The organism is Photobacterium minamisatsumaniensis, assembly GCF_050336695.1.
Taxonomy (GTDB): Bacteria; Pseudomonadota; Gammaproteobacteria; order Enterobacterales; family Vibrionaceae; genus Photobacterium; species Photobacterium minamisatsumaniensis.
Genome location: NZ_JAKJSI010000020.1, coordinates 105,082 through 129,334 on the forward strand (window position 1 = coordinate 105,082; position 24,253 = coordinate 129,334).

Genomic DNA, 24,253 nt, shown 5'->3' on the forward strand with positions numbered 1-24,253 from the left:
ATTGTTACTCTGCAGCGACTATCCGAATGCTGCTTCTTCCATAATTTGATGAACATTACCCGACTAAGGTTTGTTCTTGTATCCATTTTTTCCCGACGTAGCCGTGAAAAAACTGCTGTTGAATCGCACGTTCCGCCTCTGCTTCATAGAGATCTTTTTCAACAAACCGAATTTCAGCCCCCGGCTGGCATTGCGCAAGTTGGCTCAGCCCTTTGGCTGTAACACAACCGATTTTCGGGTAACCGCCAATGGTTTGCCTATCTCGTAGTAAGACAATCGGCTGCCCATCTGCAGGGATCTGGATCGCGCCAAGGGCGATCCCTTCCGAGATCAAGTTACGCTTTTGGCATTCGATGGCTTCACCAGATAATCGGCACCCCATCCTATCCATCTGCGGTGTTAGGGTATAACTCGCATTGAAAAATCGCTGGCGTTGCTCTGGTGTAAATAGGTCATATTGATAACCGGGGATCACTTCCAGTGTCACTTGTTGGCTATATTGCGGAATAAACTGGGGCAGTACTTGCTTAGTCGCCATTGGTTGACTCACCGAGTACCGGATAAAGTCCTTGGCATTCAGCTTTTCACCTACGCCTTGAAGGCCGCCTAGCTCATCCCGAATGACAGTCGCACAGCTATTGAGGGGTGTAGGCACCTTGAACCCGCCTTGAACAGCAAGGTATGCCCGCATCCCAGAACGAGCTCCTCGCAGTGCTAACTGGTCGCCCTGACGAACAGGATAAGACTGCCAGAATGCAATAGGCCGGCCATTCAATGTGGCTGCCATATCAGCGCCCGTTAAAGCAATGGTGGTTTCGGCATAGAATTCACAGCTGAACTGCCCCATCGCAATCTCAATTTGTGCCGCATTACGGTCGTTACCTAGCAGGCGATTACCCCATAAGAACGCATGTTCATCCATTGGTCCGCCAGTACTCACCCCGATAGACTGATGACCAAATCGACCAAGGTCTTGCAGTAGGCTCAACGGGCCAGCGGTTAAAATTCGTAACGTCATGCCACCTCCCTGTCCATCGCGATTTCTTCTGGCAGCAGTACCCCACCCATGTCTAGGAATGTCGCCCTATCGATAGGCGTAAATGACACTTGTGCCCCCATTTCAAACACCGTTAGATTCTCACGTTGGTAATCAATCAAACTAATGGGTGTTCGACCAATAATCTGCCAGCCCCCCGGAGACTGCTTCGGGTAAATAGCCGTTTGCCGATCTGCGATAGCCAAGCTTCCGGCTGGTACTTTCAAACGAGGCGTTTGTTTGCGGGGAATTTCTATCCGTTTATCCGTATTACCTAAATACGCAAAGCCCGGCGCAAAGCCAATCGCGTAAACGCGGTATGTTGCAGATGCATGGATATTAACGACGTCATCAAACGACAAGCCGGTATGACCGCAGATCTCTTGTGCATCCAACGCAACTTCAGGCCCATAATAAACAGGTAGTTCAATGCACCTTGCCTGATTCGCAGATAGCGAAGCTCGACTACATTCAATCAGAACATGCTGCAAGCGCAGGTTAAATTCGCGAAGCCCGATAGTGATCAAATCAAAGCTAATTAATATCGAGGTATATGAAGGTACGATATCAACCACATACAATACTAACTGCTCACGGATGACAGGAATTGCTGCCGCGATCTGCTCAGCCGTTTCAGGGCTAACCGTATCCGAAAAATACACCATCAACGTGTTTTCATTTACTGCAGAGATCTTCATTGGCGATGTAACCTCGCACTCAGAACTTGCGCCGTTGGCAGCGATAATGGTCCATCGCCATGAATGCATAAGGTATCGGCATGAATGGCAATTTTCTGTCCCGACAGCGAGATCACCGCTTGCTCTTCAATCAGCATTAAAGCCTGCTGCTCGATTTGCTCAATCGTGGTAAGGCTTGAGCCTGATACTGAGCGCGGGGTAAGACGTCCGCTGTCGTCATAGGCTCTATCGACAAATGCTTCAAACCAAAGCTGAATACCGTAAGTTGCCGCTAGATCTTGATACCTCCGGTGATCCGGAACCGCCATAACAACCAACGGAAGATCAGCATTGTACTGATTAAGGGCAGAGAGCAGCGCGAGAAAAACGTCATCATCTTTCATCATCGCGTTATACAGTGCGCCATGGGGTTTCACATAACTAAGCGTCACCGATTCACTCTGGCAGATCGCCTGTAGCGCACCAAGCTGATAAATAAAAAACGCGGCCAGCTCGTCTTTTTCCATTGCCATAAAGCGGCGACCGAAGCCTTGTAGATCGGGGTAACCCGGATGTGCACCAATCATGACATCATGTTGCTTGGCTAGCAGGACGGTTTTCTTCATCACCACAGGATCTGACGCATGCATACCACAGGCGATATTAGCCATATCCAAATAAGGCATCACTTGCTCATCGCAGCCTAACTGCCAGAGGCCAAAGCTCTCACCCATATCACAGTTAATTTTCATGACGTTCTCCTTGGTTTCGCCTTACAGGAATGCAAATTCGTTATTCAGCCGATCGGTGATCAGCATCTTGCCTGGAGCATGCGTAATACACAGCGGTGGCTTGCTGTTGCGCATGACGTTTTGCGGAGTAACACCACAAGCCCAAAACACCGGTACTTCCTGCGGGTTTATCGTTACCGGGTCACCATAATTTGGAATATTAATGTCTTCAATACCAATCGCATCTGGCGTACCAAAGTGAACGGGGGCACCGTGGGCTTTAGGGAAGCGAGTGGTCACCTGTATTGCACGAATAGCATCAGCAGGTGTGAACGGACGCATCGATACCACCATGTTGCCATGAAATCGCCCTGCGGGCTGACAGGCAATATTGGTATCGTACATAGAGACATTACATTGCTGGTCAATGTTACGAACACTTAGGCCAGTCTGAAGCATTGCTTCTTCAAAAGAGAACGAGCAACCCAAAACGAAAGTGACCAAATCATCACGCCAATGCTGAGTTAAATCCGGTGTCGCAAGCTCAAACTGACCATCGTAGAACACATGGTATTCAGGCACATCACGACTAATATCGATATCTAGGCCAATCTCAGCCAAATTTTTAGCACCGGGTTCAGTCATTCCGATCAATGGACAAGCAACTGGATTACGCTGGCAAAATAGCAAAAATTCATTCGCCCACTCAGCCGGCAATATCACAAGGTTGGCTTGCAAATATCCCTTTGCTAAACCACTGGTCGAGTCGGTAAATGCATTTTCACGAATACGTTGACGTAATGCAGGAAGAGGAAGTTGTGATACTGACGCAGTCATAATGCCATCCCTTGGTAATTAATATGTTAACGCCAAGTAACAATACGGCTTATTTAGATAATGTCTATTCGTGATTTTTTGCGTATATTGATAAAAAAAATTTATGTGGCCATAAAATAACGGCTATCGATACCTTAAAGGAATAAGGAAAGGGTCTGTGATGTTGAACCTAAAACAGCTTGAAACGTTTGTCTGGATTGCCAATTTAGGCAGCTTTCGCCAAGCTGCTGAGCACTTATGTACAACCCAGCCCGCCATTTCAACCCGTATTACCAACCTAGAGCACACGCTTAATACAACGCTGTTTAATCGAGAAAAAGGCGGCGTCACATTGACAGCAAAGGGACGAGAATTACTCCCTTTAGCGGAAAATATCCTCAATAGTACAGCGCAACTTTGTTATAAAGCCGACGCAGCCAGCGCCCTTTCTGGCTTACTCCGCATTGGTGTATCAGAAACACTGGTACACACTTGGCTACCTGAATTTTTGACAAGTATTAATGAAAAATACCCTGATGTTGAAATTGAGTTGATTGTTGATGCAACAGTGAACCTAAGCAAAGAGCTGATGGCGCATAATATTGATATCGCCATTCTCCTTGGCCCCATTTCTGAGCCGTCAGTGATCAATAAAGTAATATGTGAGTATCCTTTATACTGGGTTGCGAGCCCCTCACTTGGTTTAAATGAGCCGGCTGAGACCCATAGCTTTACCCGCTGGCCGATTATCACCTATGCCAGAAATACAGTGCCGTACCACGAAATAAACCGCCATTTTACCGGACAGAAAATCCACCCACAGTACTACTCAGTCAGTGCTCTCTCTGCCAGTGTTAAACTGGTCGAAAGCGGTGTTGGGGTTGCCACCTTACCCAAGGAGGTCATCAAAGAGCAGCTCGAAAACGGCCGCCTGAGAATTATCGATTCAGAGTGGACTCCCAATCCCCTCACTTTTACCGTTTCGTATATCACGACCCCAGATAGCTTGTTGATAGAAGAGGCGGTGAAGGTTGCGTTTGAGATAGTCTCCACGCTCGGCCAATGAAATGGCTCTCTAGTGAATCACCGAACCATTGACAAGCACTAGATTGATTTCATCACCCAGCCACTAATCAACGTAAAATGCTTTTAGGAGGCAAATATCGCCACTAACATTAGTGTAAAATATCGTGATCTGTGAGCGACAACGAATCATTGATGAAAATCCATCAAAATTGATGTTTCCACCTTATCAACCGTGATAATGATAATACGTGTTTTGAAGTTATTTAGTATTCTGAGCCTGAAGGGAGAAACGTATGGGATTTGTTATTTTTTCACTCACAACTCTGATCTCTGGAGCCGCTTGCTTCATCTACTGCAACTTCGGCAACGAGAGCTGATCTCGTTCATCCCTGATAACACTCTGATGGAATGAATCCATCAGTCCAACGAACAAAAAAGCCCAGCAATGATATTGCTGGGACTTTCCTCGCTGAGCCAGTCGGCTCAATCTACTTCACTAAACCAACATACTCGCCAACACAAAACCAAACGGTACGGCGGCAACGATCCCTAGCATTCCCGGCAAGAAGAACGGGTGATTGATAATGTAAGAACCATTCCAACGACGGCTAAGGAAAGACCCTGTATCGTCAGTCGCAATCGCAAATGCCGTGGTTGGATAAATGTTTGTCATATACAGCGCACTCACCGCCACAAAGCTCGCAAGAATAGTCGCAGGATCAACACTGAGAGAAGCCGCGATAGGGATCAACAACGCACTGGTGGCCCCTTGGCTAAACAGTAATGCAGATGTTCCAAAGAATACAATAGCCAACAGTGCTGGGTAATTGGCAAGGACATCGCCCGCAATTAATTTAATATCAGGAATATAAACACCGATAATTGTCGAGCTTAACCAAACAATACCGAGGATCACCACCAAGCTTTCCGCACCATCAGCGAAAATGGGCGCTTTCTTGATAGACGTTAATGGCACTTTACAGACCATCGCCATAATAAAGCTAACCAACAACATAACGATCACAATGATATCTTGTGAGCCTAAACTGTGCCCTAATAAAGGTTTGAACAGCAACAAGGTAACAATGAAGACAACGCCGCTCAAAAACAGCCATACCGAGTACTTGGCCTCTTTCGATGGTTCTTGGTGTTTTTGCTGTTCTGGGGTGAAATTCACCAAGCCTTTTTCAACTCGCTCTTGGAAAATAGGGTCATCTTTCAGCTCACAGCCCTGACGACTTGCAACAAACGCTGCCACGATGGTGCCAAATAAAGCCGCAGGCATAATCACACTTAATGCCGTACCGAAGCTTACCCCCATTTGTTCAACGACCACATACATCGCCGCAGTCGCTGCTGAAATAGGGGAAGCCGTAATCGCAATTTGTGAAGCGACGACCGCAGAACTTAGCGGTTGGCTTGGACGTACCCCGTTTTCTTTAGCAACCTGCTGAATAACATTCAGCACCGACATTGCCGTGTAGCCTGTCCCTGCCAACGTCGTCAGTATAAATGTCGTGGCTGGTGCCAGAATATTGATATGCCGAGGGTGGTTACGGAGCATGCGCTCAGCGACGCTGACCATGTAGCTCATCCCCCCCGCTTGCTGCATCACCGACAATGCCAAGATCACCGACATAATAATCAAAATAACAGCGACCGGAATATCACCCGGCGGCAAGCCAAAGCCAAAGACCGCAATCGCCATTCCCAAACCACCAGCAAGACCGACACCAATCCCGCCAAGGCGAGCTGCAAGAATAATGGCGCCTAAGAGTAAACACGTATGGATAATAATCATTGAATACCTCCGCTCCTGTTATTGATTCAGGAGTTCGTAAATGTCAGCACTGTTGGCCGTTTCAAAATCCCCTAACACCGTTAACCATTGACGGCATTTTTGAGGGCTCATTTTCGGGGAAACACAAGCGGTGAATTTCTGTTGTATGTCGGCAAGTAATAGCGGTTTCTCTGGATTACCTTTCGCTAAATCATTTTCGATAAACAATGTTTCACCCGACTTTAAATACACATGAATTTTCACGGGTGCCGTGCCGATAAACCCAAGCTTTTCTAGCTCAGGATCTACGCGCATGTGTATTTGTGACATGAGGGTTTGAACACGCTCATCCTGCACATTCAGATCGGAGAAAACACCCAGCCCGACCTCGCCGTAGATCAAACGTGCAGCCAATGCATATTGCATAGAGAACTTCGCTTCAATCACATTTTGTGGTTGGCTACACACCAGCTCTCGCGGTCCAAGTAAACTGACACCTACTTGGATATACTCGATATCATCAAGGCCAAGTTGCCGTTGATTTAACAGTTCATCCCAGCAATCAATCGCAGGATGGCTTCCGCTACAGCATGGGTATTGTTTAAACACCAAACCCTGCTCTAACAAATCCCACTGCTTACCCAGTGTTACCTCAACATGGGTTAAATCGGTACATTGAGCAAAGCATTGACCAAAGCCATCAGCAGCTTCGATGACATTTGGCTGCCCGGTAACACCAATCTGCGCAAGTTCAGCCGCATTAACCCCATTGAACGCGGCTAACCCCGCATGCATTGCTTTAGTTTGACTACCAAAATTCCCCCTAACACCGGAAGCAGAAGATGCTGCAATGGCTAAGGCATGTGTAAGAGCCTCTTCGTCTAACCCCATTAACAGACCTGCGGCAACAGTTGCCCCGAAAACACCAATTGTCGGGGTAGTGTGCCAGCCTTGTTCGGATAGCGTTGGCATCAACCAGCGAGCAATTTGATGCTGAGCTTCGACACCAGCAATATAGGCTCGCATAATATCTTTGCCGCTTAATCCATGCTCCTCGGCAACAGCAAACGCTGCAGGGGCGACCGTAACCGTTGGGTGACCAATGGTTGCCCAACTCACATCATCAAAGTCCAATGCATGGGAAGCTGCACCATTGGCATAACTGGCATAAGCCGCATTACTGGTATGTGTCGTGCCAAATACACTGCATTTACCCTGAGCTGCCCTCGAGGCGGCAAACGCTTGAATATTTCGAGCAACAGGCATTTCACTACCAGCAATGGTTACAGCAACATAGTCGGTCAACGCGATTCGGGTTAAATCGACAACGGGTTCAGGGATCGCCTGCCACTGTAAATTGACACACCAACGGGCGATCTGGCGTAGTAGTGGCTCACTGCTCATCATGCCGTTACCTCTGCAGATGCTGGCAGCGTTTTGGTTTCTTGTTGATAACGTTTGACCGCCGCTGCACTGTTTTTCGGATCGGTCATCACCATTGGGTCTAGCAAGTAATCCGCTTGCTCTGGCGTCAATAATTTCTCGTCCAGCACCACTTCACGCACAGTGCGGTTTTCCTCAAATGCGCGGACGGCAATGTGGCTGCCTACCTTATAGCCAAACAAAGTGGCGATAACGGTGGCAAGCGCCGTACTTCTTTCTGCATATTCGCGACAAACGGCTTCATTAGGCTGTAAATCTTTTAAGCACTTATCGACAAAGAGTGGAATAGCATTGGTCAGTAACGTACATGACTCAAACAGCGCCTTGATGATCACAGGCTCCCACACATTCAAATCGAGCTCACCGCCCTCAACCGCCATGGTGATTGCCACATCATTACCGATAACCTGATAAGCGATTTGATTAATCAGCTCTGGCATTACTGGGTTAATTTTTCCGGGCATGATAGATGAACCCGGCTGCACCGCAGGGATAAATAATTCGTTAAACCCAGCACGAGGGCCACTGCCTTGAATTCTAAAGTCAGTCGCCATCTTCGACAAAAAGGTGGCTAATTTTTTAATTTGAGCAGCAACTTCTAAATAAGCATCACCATTTTGCAAGCCATCGAAGAAATTATCCTCAGCCACAAACGCTTCATCGGTTATTGCTTGCAGTTCAATGTAAACTTGCTCTAAGTACCCTTCGTGGGTTGAAAGACCAGTACCAACCGCCGTCGCTCCCAGCGGTAAATCCAACGTATGCTGGTTAGCCGCTTTCAACGATTGGTTCAAACGACGAACCTGATGCAAATAACCACTAAACTGTTGCCCAAGCGTAATTGGCACAGCATCTTGTAGGCAAGTTCTTGCCAATTTGACTACATGTTCAAAGGCTTGGGTTTTCTGCTCTAGCATTGCCTCTAGTGCGGCGACTTCTGCGATCAAATGATGCATATTCAAACGGCAGGTCATTTTCATTGCCGCTGGGATCACATCATTTGTTGATTGACCCATATTGACGTGAGTATTGGGGTGGACAACATCGTAGCCTTTATTGCCAGTAAGAATTTCATTAGCGCGATTGGCAATAACCTCATTCGCGTTCATGTTAGTAGACGTACCGCCACCACCTTGGAAAATATCGATTGGGAAATGGTCGTTAAAGCGCTGATCCATCACTTCTTGGGAAGCCTGAACAATCGCATCCGCAATAGTCTTATCAAGCGCGCCGATTTTGCAGTTCGCCTTCGCGGCTGCTTGCTTAATCGCGGCAACCGACCAAATGTAATGGGGCACATCGATTGCTGTACGACCAGACACGGCAAAGTTTTCACATGCTCTTTGGGTCTGGATGCCATAATAAGCATCGTCTGATAAAATCATTTCACCTAATACATCAAATTCTTTTCTCATTGCTCTATTCCACAACTGTATTCAATTGCAGCAATTGTATTTCAGGATATAAAAGGAAAAGTTGAGGTAGATCGGTACTTTATAAGCAGTGGATATTATAATTAACACTATTAGTTTAACTTATAGTATTGGTTTTATATGGACAGTCTTGCCTTCGATCTCCGCCAACTACGCGCTTTCATTACCGTGGTTGAGTCAGGCTCGTTTAGCCAAGCAGCGAAGCAACTTAATCAGACCCAATCGGCGGTCTCACAGCTGGTGCAAAGCTTAGAGCAAGCACTTGAAAGCAAACTCCTTGATCGAAGCAAGCGTCCGATCCAGCTGACTATCTCAGGTCGAGAACTTTATGAGCAAGGCAGTAAACTGTTGGTGGAATCCAAAAAGCTCCAAGACTGGATGCATTCACTCGAAACAGGAAAACTGCCAAGGTTACGCATAGGGATGGTCGATTCTGTCACGCAACTGGCGGGTATCGAATTGCTCAAATACATGCAGCCTAAAGTCGCACACATTCACCAAATCACAGGGACTGCCCCCGAGCTATTAGCGTCTTTACAGTCAGGTAAAAGTGATCTCATTATCACAATGTCTAACCAAGACATTCCCCAAGAATTGGCAATGCTGCCATTACTCAGTGAGCAGTACGTAATAGTGACACCTAAAGATTGGGAACAAAGCACGATTACAGAGCTCGCTCGTAACAAGCCGTACATTGGTTATGAAAATTGGACGCCAACGGGCACTCAAACCAATAACTGGTTAAGGTGGCGCAATATCAACGTTAACAAACAATTCTCGCTTGATCGTGCCGACAACGTACTTGGTTTGGTCGCACAAGGTCTTGGCTGGTCGATCACGACACCGACGTTCTTAGCACGCCAACTTACCCTGCTTGATCAACTCGACTGCATACCAATGCCAGCACCGAGTATTACCCGTCAACTGGCTGTTATCTGCCGTAAGGGGGAGTCTGGCGAATTGCTTGAACAATTTGTTCACGATATTCGGGACATTATCCTCAACCAAAAAGTGCGTGAAGTTCAGCATCGGTGGGAATGGATAAAATTAGGAATTGAAACGCATTAATTAAGGCCGCCACTTCGCTTAATGGGCTTAATATCCATTTGTGAATATTAAGCCCTAAACAAACGGCTCGCTTATCGTGTTTACTGGGCTATCGCGTCTAACTGACTTTTTGCAATATAAACACTTGATAACCAAACTGCTCAAAACCTTGATGATAGATATCGAGTTCGACTTGAATATCTTTTATGGCTTGCGATTCTGTCATGGTTTCTTTTAATCCATCGACCCGCTGCTGCAGTGGTTCGAAGTACGCTTTCCACGCATCATCGCTCAAGGTAAAATTATCAAGCACTTGATAGCCCGCTGCTTGGGCTTGAGCAATCCGCTCATCCACCGTCGTCATGTCTGGGTATTCTTTCTGCCAAAAGGCAAGTCTGTCTGCACTTGGGGCATCTGTGTGCCAAACTAAATCACTGACCACCAGCACGCCGTTATCCTTGAGCAACGGACTCCACTGCTTGAGGGCATTTGTCACCCCCATGATATAAGCGCAACCTTCAGCCCAAATGACATCAAAACTGGCGGCATCAAAAGGTAAGTCTGTCATGCTGGCACATTTGGTTGCCACTCGATCAGCCAAACCAGCATCAGCTGCAACCTCAGCAAGGTGATCCAATGCGGGTTGATGATTGTCGATTGCCATAATATTTGCAGAAGAGTGATGCGCCAAAACAGTGGTCGCGATCCCCTTACCACAGCCTATTTCTAAAATAGCTTTCGGAGTAAATGGAATTTTACCTAATGCTTTTACTGTCTCTGCTTCAGAGCCGGGGCCCCAACGCTTTAAACCATCAAAAATGATATTAAAGTCAGCCATATATTGTTCGTGTTCGTTCATATCTTTAGACAACCATTTAAGTCTCAACGCTTCTTTTTCATTAAAGCCTTGTTTTAATAACCAAGCGAAGTGAGCGTCTGGGGCTGTTTGCTCCAAAGATTGGTGCCATGTCTTCATTTCCGACTCACCCAACATCGCTGCTAGTAGGTTTCGAGATTGTTGCTTTTGGGCAATTTCTTCATCTAACTGACTCATACGGTTTAGCAACAGCTTGCGATCTATCTTAGCCTCAAGACTGGCCTGACATTCTTTTAGAGTCAGTCCACCAGCATGCAACTGTTGTAAAAGCCTCAACCGTTGAACATCTTTATCGCTGTACGTACGGTAGCCATTTGCCAGTCGAGTCCCTTTAATTAGCCCCAACTTCTCGTAATACAACAGGGTTGAGCGGGATAAACCAACCCTATTGGCTAACTCAGAAATTCGATACATCAATCTTCACCTCAGGTATACACCCTAAACTATAAAGCTTTAGACAGGTCAAGAGACAATAACTTGCTTAATGTTAGATATCTACATTCAACCTACTTTCACTAAATAAAAATTGCTTCGTTCTAAGGTTAATAAAACATGTCGAGAATCAATTAAAGTTGATTGTTTTTTGACCAAAATCAACATTGCAATCAGATTCATAAATGGTGCGATATTTCTTTTCTAGACTAATGGGTAGGCTCCCTAACATGGCTAAGGAGAGAGACATGATCAAAACACATCGAAATTTTTTACTGCAAGGAAATAACCAGCATCACGCGCATATCCACATTAACCCTATTGGGGAGTTAGACATTGATATCATTGAGTCTGAACAACACCATTCAGCGGAATTTGATGATCTAACGTTCAAGTGTTCGGGCGCGATGACCACCCTTGTAGGGGTTGATCCTAAAGTGAATAAGCAATGGCATCTTTCTCTCGATAATCGAGACGCTGAAGAATTAAATGTCCTTATAACCCAAGCCACGGAAGAGTTCGAAGTACTGATGAAAGACTTGTGAGTTATAAGGTGTCACTGATAAACATCTAAACCAAAGCATGCCTTCAATAAAAAGGCATGCTTCTATTCGTCGGCGTTATTACAAGCCAATACTCGGTAATTCAGGAAAGGGACCGAGGCCATAACTCGGACGGTCTAGGTATAAATCATTCTTAGCTTCAATATCATGTTCGCCTTGGTCATTGAACTTGCTACCAATAAAATCATTACTTGTGATTGAGATATCAATGCCGGATGCATCTGACGGTAAACCTAAAAACACATTTCCGTTTACTCTTTCCATCAATACAATATTATTTTCCAGCACGATCGTATGAGAATAACTGTCTTTCATGCCTTCAAGTCCATATCCCACCAGCTGATAGTTTGAGGTATTAGGACCTTGCTCTAACACACTGTCACGGATAGTCAGCTTTCCGCCATTCGGTACATCGACTAAACGGCTATCCACACCCGATAATGAGGCGATCTCGCTATATTCAATCAAGGTTTCAGCCGCACGGCTTTTTATTTCGTGCCCCTGATCTTTAGAGCTATAAAACTTACTGTAGCGAATCTCTAGGCTGTCATTTTGGCTATATACGGCATGAGCCTGCCCAGCTTTACCCAGTTTATCAAACGTACTGTACTCAATGGTAAGCTTGCCCGTACCGGTTGAAGATAAAACCCCTTGTTCACTGTCATGAAAATAAACATGGCTTAGGGTTAAATCTCGGCCTTGCTGGCGAACACAGGCACCATTTTCGTCAGGCACTGACACACCGCTACACTCAATACCTTCAATACTTACATCATCTCCACTGACGACGAAGGTCGCTTTGCCTTGAATGGTCGCCTCTTTAAAATGCGTACCGGTACTGCCCTGTACTGTTACATCATCATGGCCGATATAAAGACCTTGAGAATAAACCCCTTTACCAAATACCACTAAGCTACCAGCCTTGATCGCAGCTTGAGCCTCTGTCAGGTTCGAGAACACTTCACCATCAACATTAATCAACCCATCGTCGACGGGGACTTCAGGTTCAGGCACAGGAAGCGTAACGGGATTACCATTCGAGTCATCAGGAGGTAATGCTCCCTCATCACTACTGCTTGAGCCACCGCAAGCCATGAGAAAAAGGCTTGAAGCAATAATGCCAGTCTTGAGTAAAAGTATCGGTGTGTTTCGAGTTGCCATGGTATGCGTTCTACGACTTATTATTTATTTTAATGAACGCAGATCATGACGAAGAGAAAAGTGGGGTTTGTCAATCTCGTGTCATAAACACAAGGACGAATAATATAAAAGACCGTCTGGGTATTAAGCCACTGTTTTATCAGTCAAAGAAGGAGCAAGCAATTGCCTGCTTCCTCAAACAATAAAGACTAATTTATCAAGCCAAAATCAATAGTGGTGCTAGCATCGAAAGCGAGAGTGCTAGGGTCAACATAACAATAAATGTCATTTTAAAGCTCATTTTGTCTTCCTTTTTTAAATCAATATCGTCATTAAAATTACGTCTAAATACATCATATATTAAAACCATTTACAAACATAGAGACAAAATGCAACTTATACTCAATTAGAACAATGATATGATTGGCTTATAGACTGCTTAAACAGGTATCCCCATGAACATCGACCTGAACAAATTGGTTACTGAAAGCCGTAACCCATCTAGTGAACATATTGATACTTTGCCGACCCTTGAAATGTTGCAGGTGATCAATAACGAAGATAAAAAAGTTGCACTTGCTGTTGAAGCAACACTTCCTGCTATCGCAACTGCCGTTGATGCAATTGCAGCAGCCTTCTTAAATGGTGGCAGGCTCATTTATACAGGTGCAGGTACCTCTGGTCGATTGGGTATTCTTGATGCCAGTGAGTGCCCCCCGACTTTCGGTAGCAAGCCAGAGCAAGTTGTCGGATTAATCGCTGGTGGACATAGAGCCATTCTTCGCGCGGTTGAAAATGCAGAAGACAACCACGAAATGGGCGCTCAAGATCTGCAAGATCTGGCCTTAACAAATAACGATGTGGTCGTAGGCATTGCTGCGAGTGGCCGTACACCCTACGTACTCGGCGCCATGGCTTATGCTCGAAGCATTGGTGCAACTGTCGCTTGCATCAGTTGTAATCCTAATAGTGAGATGGTGAAAGCGGCCGATATAGCCATTACCCCTGTAGTTGGGCCAGAGGTTGTGACAGGCTCTTCACGACTTAAAGCTGGTACCGCACAAAAGCTGGTGCTTAATATGCTGACAACGGGCGCGATGATCCGAACTGGTAAGGTGTTCGGCAACCTCATGGTCGATGTTGAAGCAACCAACGCAAAACTGGTTGAACGTCAAAAAAACATTGTTATGACCGCAACCGACTGTAGCCGAGAGCAGGCCGAAGCAGCACTTGACGCATGTGGTGGCCACTGTAAAACAGCCATTGTGATGCTGTTGACCGATATAAGCGCAGAGGAAGCGAAGGCCTTACTTCAACAAAATAATGGGGTTACTCGTCAAGCAATCGGTAACAAGTAATATTCTCCCCTTATCAACGCTAAAATACCGTTACTTGTTTTGCCCAGAAGATGCGTTGTTTCTTTAATCATCGCTATAGATTAGAGCGTTCTGTCACGTGAGTTTCAAAAGATAAGGTGATTGTGAGAGGGTTGCAATTTGAGTTTGATTTAAAAAAGGCTTATCGATGAGTTAATTCGATAAGCCTTTTTTGTATTCCTAATCTTAAGCTGGCTTTTTGGAGGATACCTTGGATTGCTCGACCTCAGTTAATAGGCCTCTCACCAAGCTCAAAGAGCCTAATATTAGAATTATTGTAAATGGTAGTGCTGCAATAATGGTAATGGATTGCAGAGCTTGAATGGAGTCTGTACCACCAATCCACAACATAACCATAGCAATTGTGGCAGAGATAACTGCCCAAACAACCTTCTGTCTAATTGGTAGTTCTAATTTACCACCAGCGGTCATGCTATCGACAACGATAGAGCCAGAATCAAGCGTGGTGACAAAGAAAACAATGATTAGTGCAACGGCAATGATAGATAGAAGATTTCCGACTGGATAAGCATCTAGCATGTAGAACAAGCTTAGTGAAACGTCACTAATCCCTTGTTCACTACCAAGTAGACCAACTTTATCAATGATCTGTTGGATAGCGATACCTCCAAAGAAAGACATCCACGCAGTCGTAACCAATGTTGGGATAACTAATACACAAGCTAAGAACTCACGGATTGTGCGCCCCTTTGAAATTCGAGCTACAAACATACCAAAGAATGGCGCATAAGCTACCCACCAAGCCCAATAAAATACGGTCCAACCGTGTAGCCATGCCGTGTCCTCACGGCCAGAACTTTGACTTAGCGGAATGATGTTTTTCACATAGCCCACCACGGCAGTAGACAATGAATCTAATGTGGTTGTGAAATTAAGAATGGCGAGAAAGCCCAAGAAAAGAAAGGCAATGATCATATTGAGGTTACTCAACAGCTTAACACCACCGTCCATACCTCGAACCACAGAGACAATAGCGAGCCCCATAATGACTAGAATGATCAACAGTTGAAGGGAAAGACTATTTTCAAGACCGAATACGTGGCTTATACCACTTGCGGCTTGAGAGCCGCCTAAACCCAGTGAAGTAGCAAGGCCGAATAAAATAACCAATACGGCCATGACGTCAATCACATCACCAATTTTTCCCCAGACCCTGTCACCAAGTAGTGGGTAAAAAACGGAGCGCATTGAAAGCGGCAATCCCTTGTTATAAACAAAATAAGCCAAAGAGAGTGCAGTCATGCCATAAATGGCCCAAGCATGAAAGCCCCAGTGAAAGACTGCTGCACCTAGTGCCAGTTCTCGGCCTTCCTGCGTAAATGGTTCAACATTTAACGGAGTACCAAACCAATTAGTGAAAAAAGCTGTGGGTTCAGCTACACCCCAGAAAATAAGCCCAATCCCCATACCTGCGGCAAATAACATGGAGATCCAAGATAGGGTCGAATAGTCAGTAGTAGCATTATCGCCACCTAAGCGAATTTTACCTAAAGGAGAGAAAGCGATACCAATGGCCAATAGTAGCAATATGTTTGCACCCCACATAAAGACGAAGTCAAACTTAGATAGTGCCGCAACCTTTACGGAATCTATGGCAGCTTTTGCATCTGCTGGTGAAAGTATTAAAAGCGCGACGATAAAAAGAATGGATAAGCCCGCGGATGCGGTAAAAACTGTGTTGTGGACATCCATACCCCATTTGGTAATGTTGTCCTGGCCAACTTGATAATCTGTAGAATCTATACTGTATTTTTTTGATTTGAAACTCATAGTTATGAGGTTTATATATTCGAATAAACGAATACAACGACCAACTCCATGTCGAATTAAGTACTGATTAAAGTGCAAATACCATACAAATAATGGGTCTCATCCCATGACCTTATTTAGGCCTATTTGATGTTTCCTCATCTAATCCCAAGCGAATAACCTAACACAAAACAAGTGACTTTGAGATGACTTCACACAATGTTTTGATTGGAACTAATTCAGTGGACTTATGATTAAGGCTATACGCTGAAGGGGGGTAGTCTTGCCTTTTGATTGTCAGGGACAAACGTACTTAACCTAACCCGTATATTGCTAATTGAAACCTTGCTCGATGTTAACGTTGTCGAAACAAGATCGCTAATGTGTAGTTCTAGTTCGATGTATACACTTTCGCTAAGTACTCTTGCACAAATTGAATGAAGCGAGAAATTCTATTTGGGCGGTGTGCTAAATGAGGGTGAAGTAAATATAAAGAGTGCGAGTCAGAGTTATATTGCTCTAAAACAGGCACAAGTTGTTTATCTTTGGTTTCTTTAGATACCGCGTACTCAGCAATATTTATTATTCCTTGCCCTAAAATTGCCATACTTTTCAATTGAACGTTGTCGTTCATTTCAAGCCAACTGTTGATGGGAACTTCCATATGGTCGAATGACCAATACGTCCTGCCTTTATCAGATAAGCAATGGTGTTCGCTTAAGTTTTCAGGCGTTTGAGGGTAACCTTCTCTATTGAGATAAGAAGGCGATGCGTAACATTTACGTTTATAGCTAAGGAGCTTTTTTGCAATCATATTCTCTGGAGGCTGCTTGGTCGAACGAAACGCTAAATCAAAATCATTTTCCAATAAATCGAACCGGTTATAACTTGAATCAACAAAAAACGTCACTTTAGGATACTGTTTGCGAAACAGAGTCATAATATCGAGCAAAAAAGCTTGTGAAAATAGCACTGGCGCAGTGATTTTTATCAACCCTTCAACAGGAGAGCAACCAATAGCACTATTCCTATCTATTTCAAGCAAAGTCATGTGAACTTTCTTCATCCCTTCAAGCACCCTCTGACCCTCTTGAGTCAAACGCACCGAACGAGTGGAACGAATAAACAAGACGACGGCCATCTCTTTCTCTAGCAAGCTAATTTGAGTAGAAAGGTGTCCTCTAGAGATCTTCAATTTCTTGGCTGCAGTGGTGAAACTCAGCTGTTGAGCAACTTCACTAAACAGCATTAAGCGTTCAAATTTCTTGTGTTCTTTCATAATGGGCTCAGGCCACTTGAGTAATGATTGTATTATATATCAATCAATGAATTTGTTTTTGTTCTATTTTTTATGACAAATTCGTTCTGTAGTATTTATGACAAAGAGGGACAGTTACTATTGAGGAAGGGTGTATGAAGATTAATGATAAAGCTCCATTTGAAACATATGTGGCAGATACGAAGCGCTATGATGATATGTTATATCGCCGTTGTGGAAACAGCGGGATTAAACTCCCAGCATTTTCACTTGGCCTATGGCACAACTTCAGTCAATACGATCGCTTTGGAAGTTCTCGTGAGATCATACGAACGGCCTTTGATTTAGGTATTACTCATTTTGATTTAGCGAACAATTATGGTCCTCCTTACGGCGCAGCCGAAGAAACATTTGGTCAACTTTTTAAGCTCGATTTTGAAGCATATCGAGATGAAATGTTCATTTCAACTAAAGCGGGCTACGATATGTGGCCTGGTCCATACGGTAATGGCGGATCTCGTAAGTATCTCATCTCGAGCCTCGATCAATCCTTAAAAAGAATGAAGTTAGATTATGTGGATATTTTTTATCACCATCGTCCAGATCCGGAGACGCCTATAGAAGAGACCGCCATGGCTCTGGACACATTAGTCCGACAAGGTAAAGCGTTATATATTGGGCTATCAAACTACAATGCGGAAGAGACGCGACAAGCCCTTGCGGTATTCGAAGCTCTAGGTACGCCTTGCCTACTACAGCAATCAGAGTATTCGATGCTTGAAAGAAAAGTCGAAGATGGCTTATTGCAGGTGTTGGGTGAAGAGCAGGTAGGGATGATCGCATTCTCACCATTAGCTCAAGGTGCGTTAACGAATAAATATCTACAAGGGTTACCGGAACAAAGCCGTGCAAATAATGATATTTCATATTTTGACCATCAGTTATTGAAGCAGCAACGCCCAATCATTTCAGCGCTGTCTGATATTGCACTATCGCGAGGCCAATCACTGGCGCAGATGTCATTAGCTTGGTTGCTTAATGACACGCGAGTCACGTCAGTATTGATCGGTGCAAGCAGTGTGAAGCAGTTATCTGAAAATGTCGCAGCTTTGGAGCGTAGTGATTTTACCGAAGATGAACTCATTCGAATAAGAACAATCCTAGAGCCGTAGTTTTCGTCTAAATTTGAACTCTATAGTAATCAGCTTATTTGACATAAAAATGTTAGCTAAATGCTTGGTATCACTTTTAGTTCGAAACTCGAAAATGTTCATTATCGTGCTCGCACGCTTTCATCTGGCAGGCTGAACGAAATTGATTGTTTCGGCATATAATAGAAACCACTCTAGAGCCCCTGACTTTTCAATGTTTAATGCCTGCCGCCGTGAATTCCATTTTCAATAGATACAAAAAAGCCCAGCATAACGCTGAGCGAAAAAGTATGTCTAAAAGAAAGACACAATTAGCGAGTCAAACTTATACCTATCGATATAAGTTGGCGGTCACTCCTATCAATACACAAGAAGATGACCTGTAACTAAAACAGATAGATATTAGATATAGTCAGTGATGTCGAGCGTCTGCCCATGCATATCGCCTTCAACCGCTGCGACATAAGCTTTCGCCGTATCGGAAGCGGAAACACCACTTTCTGTATCCATACCCATCATAGCCATTGTTTCCTTAACGAACACTGGCGCAACTACATTTAATTTTAGTTCATCTAACTCCAAAGCTGCTGCTTTTACATAACTTTCCAGTGCTCCGTTAGCCATACTGATTGCTGCGCTACCCGGTATCGGCTGACGAGACAGCACACCAGAAGTCAGAATAATGGCCCCATTCTTAGTCACATATTCACGGCCGATACGCACCAGATTCACCTGCCCCATTAATTTATTTTGCAGCGCAAGTTGGTAATCATCATCGGATAGTGCATGCAATGGTGCAAAGCTCGCTTGGCCTGCGGTAGAAATCACCGCGTCGACCCGACCAACGAGTTCAAACATCTTACGAATTGACTCTGCAGAAGCTAAGTCGACGCTCACATCACCAGAAGAAAATCCAGCAATCACTAATTCATGCTGATTCGATAAACATTCTGCCACAGCCTTGCCAATCGTCCCGTTGCCGCCGATAAGAAGTATTTTCATGTTGAGCTCCAAAGTCATCTGTTTTGTCATTTTGTGACGCTGGATATAGCTTATCTTTGTGCTTAAAATAGAAAAACAACCTCAAATAGAAATCACTTTTCTCATGGAAAGAAAAATAGACCTGTTCAAAGCCATGCGCACTTTTCTTACGGTCGTCGAGTGTAATAGTTTTAGCGTGGCCTCAAGGCAGCTGAATATCGTCACTTCTGCTGTCAGCAGACAGGTGAGCGATCTTGAAAAACACTTTAATTGCCAATTACTCTACCGTACCACCCGCGCCATGAATCTAACCGCAGAAGGTCAATACTATCTTGATGAGTTCAAAGCCGTTATCGCCAAGCTCGATGCGCTTGAAGCCGGTGCCTATGAAAGACAGCAACGTATTGCCGGACACCTAAGGCTTACGGCACCCGCTAATTCTGGCCGACTCGGAGTACAAAAACAGATCAGTGAATTCTTAAATCAGCACCCAGATGTCACCCTGTCTTGGTTATTGGTGAACCGCTATGTCAATTTAGTCGAAGAAGGCGTTGATATTGCTGTGCGAGTTGGAGAGCTGGCAGATTCATCATTGGTAGCAAGAAAGATTGATCGAATGGAAATTCTATTTGTTGCAAGTCCAGCCCTGATCCAGCAACACGGCCTACCTTCAGACCCAAAGGATTTCATGACCCTGCCTTGTATTGCTGATAGTTCAAATCGTCAGCCTGGTAAGTGGAAATATCTGGATAATCGTAAAGAGCACCAAATTAGCATCAACACAGTACTTGAAGTAAACCAAGGGGATCTCGTTGCCGAGTTTGCGACTCTCGGCCATGGCTTTGCACAATTACCAAGGTTCATCGTACAGCCCTACCTTGATAGTGGCCAATTAGTCACTGTTCTCAATGACTTTTGCTTGGAAGCTTTACCTGTTTCGCTGGTCTACCCTGCTAACCGACTCGCGAACCCTGTAATCAAAGCCTTTACCCAACATGTTATAAACTCTTCCCCCATCAGTCGAAGCAGCAGAGATTAACGGTTAACTCGTTGGCGAGTCGCATGCCGCTGGGTATCTTCATCCACGATATCCCGGATTGCAGCCAACAGTGGTGATTGATCGGTATATTGCTTGCCATAACTCAAGTTAAAATCATAATCGAGATCGACTGCATTCAGCCCCTGATTATGCTGGATCATTGTTTCCAGCTTATCTAACCCCTTCGCTATTTTCGCTTCGGGGCTCTCAGCCTGTTCATATTCATCCCACAGCTCTAACATCTCTGCTTGCAAATAGTTGGGGAGTGGCTTCATCAGAGTCAATAAATCCTCACGCTCTTGCAGCGACTTATCAATGTTTGGGTCTTGGTCAACCGCAGCAATATCTCCTGAAATCGCCTCACCCAAATCATGGATCACACACATCTTCATCAACCGCGAGTGATCAATGTCTGGTAATGCATCTTCAAACACCATTACCATCAAGCACAACCGCCACGTATGCTCTGCTGTACTCTCCTGACGGCCATCACTGGTATAAGCATTTCTCAGCGTATTTTTTAATTGTTCAGCGTGACGTAAAAACGCCAATATTCCGTGCCTATCTTTACTGTTCATCGCCACTCCATAAGCTCATAAGTCAATGAATTTAAATCAGTGTAAAGGTTCATTCGAATATTTAGAACAACATACTCAACATCAGGTGATGTTCATTTCATCGCCACCTTCTTACACTAGCTTTAAATAATACAGAAACACTACTTTTAATCGCCGTCTGCACTTATGGACGAGTTCGGCCCAAAAGGAAAACGTTATGAGCAATACATTGGTTAAACAGACACTTTCATCCGCGCCATCATGGTCACCACTGATGTTACGCATCCCTGCTGGTATCATCTTCATGGCGCACGGCGCTCAAAAGTTATTTGGCTGGTTTGGTGGTCATGGTCTTGAAGGCACAGGCAAGTGGATGGCATCCATTGGTCTTGAGCCAGGATTTCTGATGGCACTGATGGCTGGTGGTGCCGAATTCTTTGGTGGTCTATTTATTCTAGTTGGCTTGCTAACTCGCCCTACCGCATTGGTATTGGCTGTAACCATGGTTATTGCTATCGTTACCGTACACCTTGATAACGGTTTATTCATGTCTAACGGCGGCTATGAGTTTGGCTTGGCGCTGTTGGCGATGTCGATTTCATTGGCGGTATCAGGCGCAGGTAAGCTAGGGCTTGATAATCTGTTACTACAAAAACGCCACCAGCAAGGCTCTGCAGCAATCATTTAAGCCGTTATCGACTACCTCCCCTCCCCCTTGTATAAATGAAAGCCAGAATATGCTTATTCTGGCTTTTTATTTTGCTCATAAAACCATACTCTTAGCATTTCAATAATGAAAAAAAGAAACTTGAAGAATTGCTAGCTGCTTGCGTTCGCAACAAGGAAAACTGCATGAGCAACACCATCGACTTAAGCCTGCTAATAGAACGAATCTCTGCCGCCGATACCGATTTACAGCGCCAGATCTTTAATGAGCCAGAAATCCAACAGCTGGAAGCTGGGGCATTCGCAACCCTATTCGAAGCCCTTCCCCTCGACCAGCGTATGGAACTTTGGCGCCAACTACCACTGAACGACCATGTTGACGTGTTAACGGCAATGCGCGCCGATACACGTGAGTGGGTGATCCAATCGCTCAGTGAAGCTGAACTCGATCTCGTCCTCGCCAAGCTCGATAACTTGTCATTGATAGAGTGGGCAGACTCGCTACCAGAAGAAATCATTGAACGCGCCATTGAGCTGCTGAGTAAAGAAGATCTCGAACTGTTTGATCGCGCAAACCAATACAGCGAAGACCAAATCGGCCGTTATGCCAATCCGAAGGTCATCTCATTGCCTCAGGGGATCTCGGTTAAACGAGCCAAAGTATTACTTGAACGTTATGGCTTCCAATATCCAGCCTCTATCTATGTAGTTACTCGCAGTAAAAAGTTTGTGGGGGCAATCAACTACCAGCAGTTAATAGAAGCAGAGCCACACCAAAAGCTCAGTAATATTGCCGACACTGAATGCTTGGTTTTAGAAGATGACGCCTCGTTAGCAGAAGCCGTTGAAGCGATAGAGCACAGCCAGCGCATTGGCTTACCTATCGTCGATGAGAACCTAGCCTTAGTGGGAGAAATTGACCTCCACCTTGCACTTGACTTAATGCGTGAGAGTTATGAAAGCACCTTAATGGCCAATGCGGGTATGAGTGAAGAGGATGACTTATTCGCCCCTATAACCAAAAGTGCCAAAAGGCGTGCGGTATGGCTGGGGATCAACCTCATGACTGCGGTGCTTGCGTCGATGACCATCAGCTTGTTTGAAGATGTCATCGCTCAAGTCGTAGCACTCGCGATCTTAATGCCCATTGTCGCTTCGATGGGTGGCATTGCGGGTAGCCAAACCTTAACCTTGATGATCCGTGGTATGGCACTAAACCAAGTCACTGCGGGTAACCGCTGGTCATTACTGCGAAACGAATTTGGGATAGGCTTTCTCAACGGCGTGCTATGGGCGGTATTAATAGGACTGATGGCAGGCCTATGGTTTCAATCACCCACTATTGGCATCATCATTGCGGTTGGGATTGTGGTGAATATTATTACCGCCGCCCTATTTGGCGTTCTGATCCCCGTTGCGCTGGAAAAACTCAAACTCGACCCAGCTTTGGCTGGCTCGGTTATTCTGACAACGGTCACCGATGTGGTGGGCTTCTTCGCTTTCCTCGGTACCGCCAAGCTATTACTTATCTAACACCAACAAAAAAGCCGAGTGTCATCAATACACTCGGCTTTTACCTGTTTATTCAGGCGGAATATTATTAACGCGTAATTACCATATCATCTGGTGATAGGTTCGCCGGATTACTATAAAGATTACGGAGCACTTGCTCAGCGCCTTGTGACCACTTACCAAAATACGGAGAAAAATGGTTAAACAGTCCCAAATTATGCGCAATTTCATGTTTCACGATATCAGTATCCCAAGAACATGAACCATTCCCGAGGTTAACCCACGCCTTGTGTGTATCACTATAATACCCACTCACTTCATCATAACGAACATACAAACCTCCATTATAAGGAGCCTGACCTGCATTGGCACACATGCTTCCTGGCTTACTTTCCATAGCAGGATCCCAGAATGCCGTACCAACCGAGAATATAAGGCCGTAATCAATCCCATGGCGGTTATAAAAATCTTCTATCGAGTGAGAATAATCAGGTTGATTACCTGGTTTACTCTCATCACGATACATGGATAAATCATCGTCGATAACTTGAAAATCACCAAACACGTTGCCAAGGAGATTTTCAAGGTTTTGCACCCCACTTAAAATCTCTTTAGGTACACTGCCCCCGCCATTAACCACATAATAAATTGGGATCTGCGATGTAGTATCAAACCGAACGGTTCTTGTGTTTTGTCTTGGTGCCATACCGACATAACTAGGGTTTATGTTAGAGGCCGATATGTACTTCTTAATTTCATTTTCACTCAGCGACTTTTTTTTATCATTCTCTAACTCACAACCGCTTAGCGCCAGAGTACCCGCTAAAAGCATCAAACCATGTATCGCTTTCATTATTATCCTTTAAGGTATTTATTGAACTTCAATGTAAATAACAACCAATTCACACCATGATTATTAAGAATTCCAAATATAAATTAATG

At 44.8% G+C, this 24,253-nt stretch carries 22 protein-coding genes; 8 read left to right on the forward strand and 14 right to left on the reverse strand.

From position 1 onward, the window contains the following. Positions 1–55: 55 nt before the first annotated feature. The 4 genes from L4D78_RS11245 to L4D78_RS11260 are packed head-to-tail and all read right to left on the reverse strand — an operon-like array spanning position 56 to position 3,281. Positions 56–1,018, reverse strand: a complete 963-nt coding sequence (locus L4D78_RS11245) for a 5-oxoprolinase subunit C family protein (RefSeq protein WP_428459943.1) — start codon at positions 1,016–1,018, stop codon at positions 56–58. Further along, the gene (gene pxpB, locus L4D78_RS11250) at positions 1,015–1,734 is read right to left on the reverse strand and encodes a 5-oxoprolinase subunit PxpB (protein ID WP_428467006.1); all 720 of its coding nucleotides are present in this window, start codon (positions 1,732–1,734) and stop codon (positions 1,015–1,017) included. The genes L4D78_RS11245 and pxpB overlap by 4 nt, the downstream gene beginning before the upstream one ends. Next, positions 1,731–2,465 (reverse strand): 5-oxoprolinase subunit PxpA, encoded by a 735-nt coding sequence (locus L4D78_RS11255; protein WP_428467007.1) that lies wholly within the window; start codon positions 2,463–2,465, stop codon positions 1,731–1,733. The genes pxpB and L4D78_RS11255 overlap by 4 nt, the downstream gene beginning before the upstream one ends. 21 nt (positions 2,466–2,486) lie before the next feature. Further along, the gene (locus tag L4D78_RS11260; RefSeq protein WP_428459946.1) at positions 2,487–3,281 is read right to left on the reverse strand and encodes a putative hydro-lyase; all 795 of its coding nucleotides are present in this window, start codon (positions 3,279–3,281) and stop codon (positions 2,487–2,489) included. 160 nt (positions 3,282–3,441) lie between these two features. On the opposite strand from L4D78_RS11260, the gene L4D78_RS11265 reads away from it, so the two are divergent. After that, positions 3,442–4,326, forward strand: coding sequence for a LysR family transcriptional regulator (locus L4D78_RS11265; RefSeq protein WP_428459947.1), 885 nt, complete (start codon positions 3,442–3,444; stop codon positions 4,324–4,326). A gap of 456 nt (positions 4,327–4,782) precedes the next feature. On the opposite strand, the gene L4D78_RS11270 is transcribed toward L4D78_RS11265, so the two are convergent. From L4D78_RS11270 to L4D78_RS11280, 3 genes are read right to left on the reverse strand one after another with little or no spacing between them, the layout of a single operon-like run. Next, entirely contained in the window at positions 4,783–6,087 is a 1,305-nt protein-coding gene (locus tag L4D78_RS11270; RefSeq protein WP_428467008.1) for an anaerobic C4-dicarboxylate transporter, read from the reverse strand. Between the two features lie 18 nt (positions 6,088–6,105). Beyond that, on the reverse strand, positions 6,106–7,473 hold the full coding sequence (locus L4D78_RS11275; RefSeq protein WP_428459949.1) for an MmgE/PrpD family protein: 1,368 nt from the start codon (positions 7,471–7,473) through the stop codon (positions 6,106–6,108). Further along, positions 7,470–8,924 carry an aspartate ammonia-lyase gene (locus tag L4D78_RS11280; RefSeq protein ID WP_428467009.1) on the reverse strand — a complete coding sequence of 485 codons (1,455 nt, stop codon included), beginning with the start codon at positions 8,922–8,924 and terminating at the stop codon, positions 7,470–7,472. Before L4D78_RS11280 ends, L4D78_RS11275 begins: the two co-directional genes overlap by 4 nt. A 138-nt stretch (positions 8,925–9,062) precedes the next feature. Here L4D78_RS11280 and L4D78_RS11285 point away from each other — a divergent pair, with 138 nt between their 5' ends. Then, on the forward strand, positions 9,063–10,010 hold the full coding sequence (locus L4D78_RS11285) for a LysR family transcriptional regulator (protein WP_428467010.1): 948 nt from the start codon (positions 9,063–9,065) through the stop codon (positions 10,008–10,010). Positions 10,011–10,107: 97 nt separating this feature from the next. Here the strand turns inward: L4D78_RS11285 and L4D78_RS11290 are convergent, their stop codons facing one another. Then, a complete protein-coding gene (locus tag L4D78_RS11290) occupies positions 10,108–11,280 on the reverse strand; it encodes a MerR family transcriptional regulator (protein ID WP_428467011.1) in 1,173 nt (390 codons plus the stop codon). 266 nt (positions 11,281–11,546) lie between these two features. On the opposite strand from L4D78_RS11290, the gene L4D78_RS11295 reads away from it, so the two are divergent. After that, positions 11,547–11,843 carry a hypothetical protein gene (locus tag L4D78_RS11295; RefSeq protein WP_428467012.1) on the forward strand — a complete coding sequence of 99 codons (297 nt, stop codon included), beginning with the start codon at positions 11,547–11,549 and terminating at the stop codon, positions 11,841–11,843. Between the two features lie 78 nt (positions 11,844–11,921). Here L4D78_RS11295 and L4D78_RS11300 read toward each other — a convergent pair whose 3' ends face one another. Next, positions 11,922–13,022, reverse strand: coding sequence for a right-handed parallel beta-helix repeat-containing protein (locus tag L4D78_RS11300; RefSeq protein WP_428467013.1), 1,101 nt, complete (start codon positions 13,020–13,022; stop codon positions 11,922–11,924). Positions 13,023–13,456: 434 nt separating this feature from the next. Here L4D78_RS11300 and murQ point away from each other — a divergent pair, with 434 nt between their 5' ends. Beyond that, the gene (gene murQ / locus L4D78_RS11305; protein WP_428467014.1) at positions 13,457–14,359 is read left to right on the forward strand and encodes an N-acetylmuramic acid 6-phosphate etherase; all 903 of its coding nucleotides are present in this window, start codon (positions 13,457–13,459) and stop codon (positions 14,357–14,359) included. 204 nt (positions 14,360–14,563) lie between these two features. Here murQ and L4D78_RS11310 read toward each other — a convergent pair whose 3' ends face one another. Continuing rightward, positions 14,564–16,168, reverse strand: coding sequence for a BCCT family transporter (locus tag L4D78_RS11310; protein WP_428467015.1), 1,605 nt, complete (start codon positions 16,166–16,168; stop codon positions 14,564–14,566). A 370-nt stretch (positions 16,169–16,538) separates the two neighbouring features. Beyond that, entirely contained in the window at positions 16,539–17,426 is an 888-nt protein-coding gene (locus L4D78_RS11315; RefSeq protein WP_428467016.1) for a LysR family transcriptional regulator, read from the reverse strand. A gap of 134 nt (positions 17,427–17,560) precedes the next feature. On the opposite strand from L4D78_RS11315, the gene L4D78_RS11320 reads away from it, so the two are divergent. After that, positions 17,561–18,577, forward strand: coding sequence for an aldo/keto reductase (locus L4D78_RS11320; RefSeq protein ID WP_428467017.1), 1,017 nt, complete (start codon positions 17,561–17,563; stop codon positions 18,575–18,577). Positions 18,578–18,958: 381 nt separating this feature from the next. Here the strand turns inward: L4D78_RS11320 and L4D78_RS11325 are convergent, their stop codons facing one another. Beyond that, positions 18,959–19,558: a short chain dehydrogenase gene (locus L4D78_RS11325; RefSeq protein ID WP_428467018.1), complete on the reverse strand. Its 600-nt coding sequence runs from the start codon at positions 19,556–19,558 to the stop codon at positions 18,959–18,961. Positions 19,559–19,661: 103 nt separating this feature from the next. On the opposite strand from L4D78_RS11325, the gene L4D78_RS11330 reads away from it, so the two are divergent. Continuing rightward, a complete protein-coding gene (locus L4D78_RS11330) occupies positions 19,662–20,576 on the forward strand; it encodes a LysR family transcriptional regulator (protein ID WP_428467019.1) in 915 nt (304 codons plus the stop codon). On the opposite strand, the gene L4D78_RS11335 is transcribed toward L4D78_RS11330, so the two are convergent. Next, positions 20,573–21,154 carry an HD domain-containing protein gene (locus L4D78_RS11335; protein ID WP_428467020.1) on the reverse strand — a complete coding sequence of 194 codons (582 nt, stop codon included), beginning with the start codon at positions 21,152–21,154 and terminating at the stop codon, positions 20,573–20,575. The two genes, L4D78_RS11330 and L4D78_RS11335, sit on opposite strands and share 4 nt — an antisense overlap. A 196-nt stretch (positions 21,155–21,350) precedes the next feature. Between L4D78_RS11335 and L4D78_RS11340 the strand changes: the two genes are divergently transcribed. Beyond that, positions 21,351–21,821, forward strand: a complete 471-nt coding sequence (locus L4D78_RS11340; RefSeq protein WP_428467021.1) for a DoxX family protein — start codon at positions 21,351–21,353, stop codon at positions 21,819–21,821. A gap of 164 nt (positions 21,822–21,985) precedes the next feature. After that, positions 21,986–23,332, forward strand: a complete 1,347-nt coding sequence (locus L4D78_RS11345; protein WP_428467022.1) for a magnesium transporter — start codon at positions 21,986–21,988, stop codon at positions 23,330–23,332. 67 nt (positions 23,333–23,399) lie between these two features. Here the strand turns inward: L4D78_RS11345 and L4D78_RS11350 are convergent, their stop codons facing one another. Then, a complete protein-coding gene (locus L4D78_RS11350) occupies positions 23,400–24,164 on the reverse strand; it encodes a hypothetical protein (RefSeq protein WP_428467023.1) in 765 nt (254 codons plus the stop codon). Positions 24,165–24,253: the final 89 nt, after the last annotated feature.

Bases quoted from the DNA above. Each gene is read 5' to 3' on its own strand.
- L4D78_RS11265 (WP_428459947.1), top strand. From the start codon at position 3,442: ATGTTGAACCTAAAACAGCTTGAAACGTTTGTCTGGATTGCCAATTTA.
- L4D78_RS11245 (WP_428459943.1), bottom strand. From the start codon at position 1,018: ATGACGTTACGAATTTTAACCGCTGGCCCGTTGAGCCTACTGCAAGAC.
- L4D78_RS11340 (WP_428467021.1), top strand. From the start codon at position 21,351: ATGAGCAATACATTGGTTAAACAGACACTTTCATCCGCGCCATCATGG.
- L4D78_RS11300 (WP_428467013.1), bottom strand. From the start codon at position 13,022: ATGGCAACTCGAAACACACCGATACTTTTACTCAAGACTGGCATTATT.
- L4D78_RS11275 (WP_428459949.1), bottom strand. From the start codon at position 7,473: ATGATGAGCAGTGAGCCACTACTACGCCAGATCGCCCGTTGGTGTGTC.
- L4D78_RS11295 (WP_428467012.1), top strand. From the start codon at position 11,547: ATGATCAAAACACATCGAAATTTTTTACTGCAAGGAAATAACCAGCAT.
- murQ (WP_428467014.1), top strand. From the start codon at position 13,457: ATGAACATCGACCTGAACAAATTGGTTACTGAAAGCCGTAACCCATCT.
- L4D78_RS11315 (WP_428467016.1), bottom strand. From the start codon at position 17,426: ATGAAAGAACACAAGAAATTTGAACGCTTAATGCTGTTTAGTGAAGTT.
- L4D78_RS11270 (WP_428467008.1), bottom strand. From the start codon at position 6,087: ATGATTATTATCCATACGTGTTTACTCTTAGGCGCCATTATTCTTGCA.
- L4D78_RS11330 (WP_428467019.1), top strand. From the start codon at position 19,662: ATGGAAAGAAAAATAGACCTGTTCAAAGCCATGCGCACTTTTCTTACG.
- L4D78_RS11325 (WP_428467018.1), bottom strand. From the start codon at position 19,558: ATGAAAATACTTCTTATCGGCGGCAACGGGACGATTGGCAAGGCTGTG.
- L4D78_RS11255 (WP_428467007.1), bottom strand. From the start codon at position 2,465: ATGAAAATTAACTGTGATATGGGTGAGAGCTTTGGCCTCTGGCAGTTA.
- L4D78_RS11310 (WP_428467015.1), bottom strand. From the start codon at position 16,168: ATGAGTTTCAAATCAAAAAAATACAGTATAGATTCTACAGATTATCAA.
- L4D78_RS11285 (WP_428467010.1), top strand. From the start codon at position 9,063: ATGGACAGTCTTGCCTTCGATCTCCGCCAACTACGCGCTTTCATTACC.
- L4D78_RS11280 (WP_428467009.1), bottom strand. From the start codon at position 8,924: ATGAGAAAAGAATTTGATGTATTAGGTGAAATGATTTTATCAGACGAT.
- pxpB (WP_428467006.1), bottom strand. From the start codon at position 1,734: ATGAAGATCTCTGCAGTAAATGAAAACACGTTGATGGTGTATTTTTCG.
- L4D78_RS11260 (WP_428459946.1), bottom strand. From the start codon at position 3,281: ATGACTGCGTCAGTATCACAACTTCCTCTTCCTGCATTACGTCAACGT.
- L4D78_RS11335 (WP_428467020.1), bottom strand. From the start codon at position 21,154: ATGAACAGTAAAGATAGGCACGGAATATTGGCGTTTTTACGTCACGCT.
- L4D78_RS11350 (WP_428467023.1), bottom strand. From the start codon at position 24,164: ATGAAAGCGATACATGGTTTGATGCTTTTAGCGGGTACTCTGGCGCTA.
- L4D78_RS11345 (WP_428467022.1), top strand. From the start codon at position 21,986: ATGAGCAACACCATCGACTTAAGCCTGCTAATAGAACGAATCTCTGCC.
- L4D78_RS11320 (WP_428467017.1), top strand. From the start codon at position 17,561: ATGAAGATTAATGATAAAGCTCCATTTGAAACATATGTGGCAGATACG.
- L4D78_RS11290 (WP_428467011.1), bottom strand. From the start codon at position 11,280: ATGTATCGAATTTCTGAGTTAGCCAATAGGGTTGGTTTATCCCGCTCA.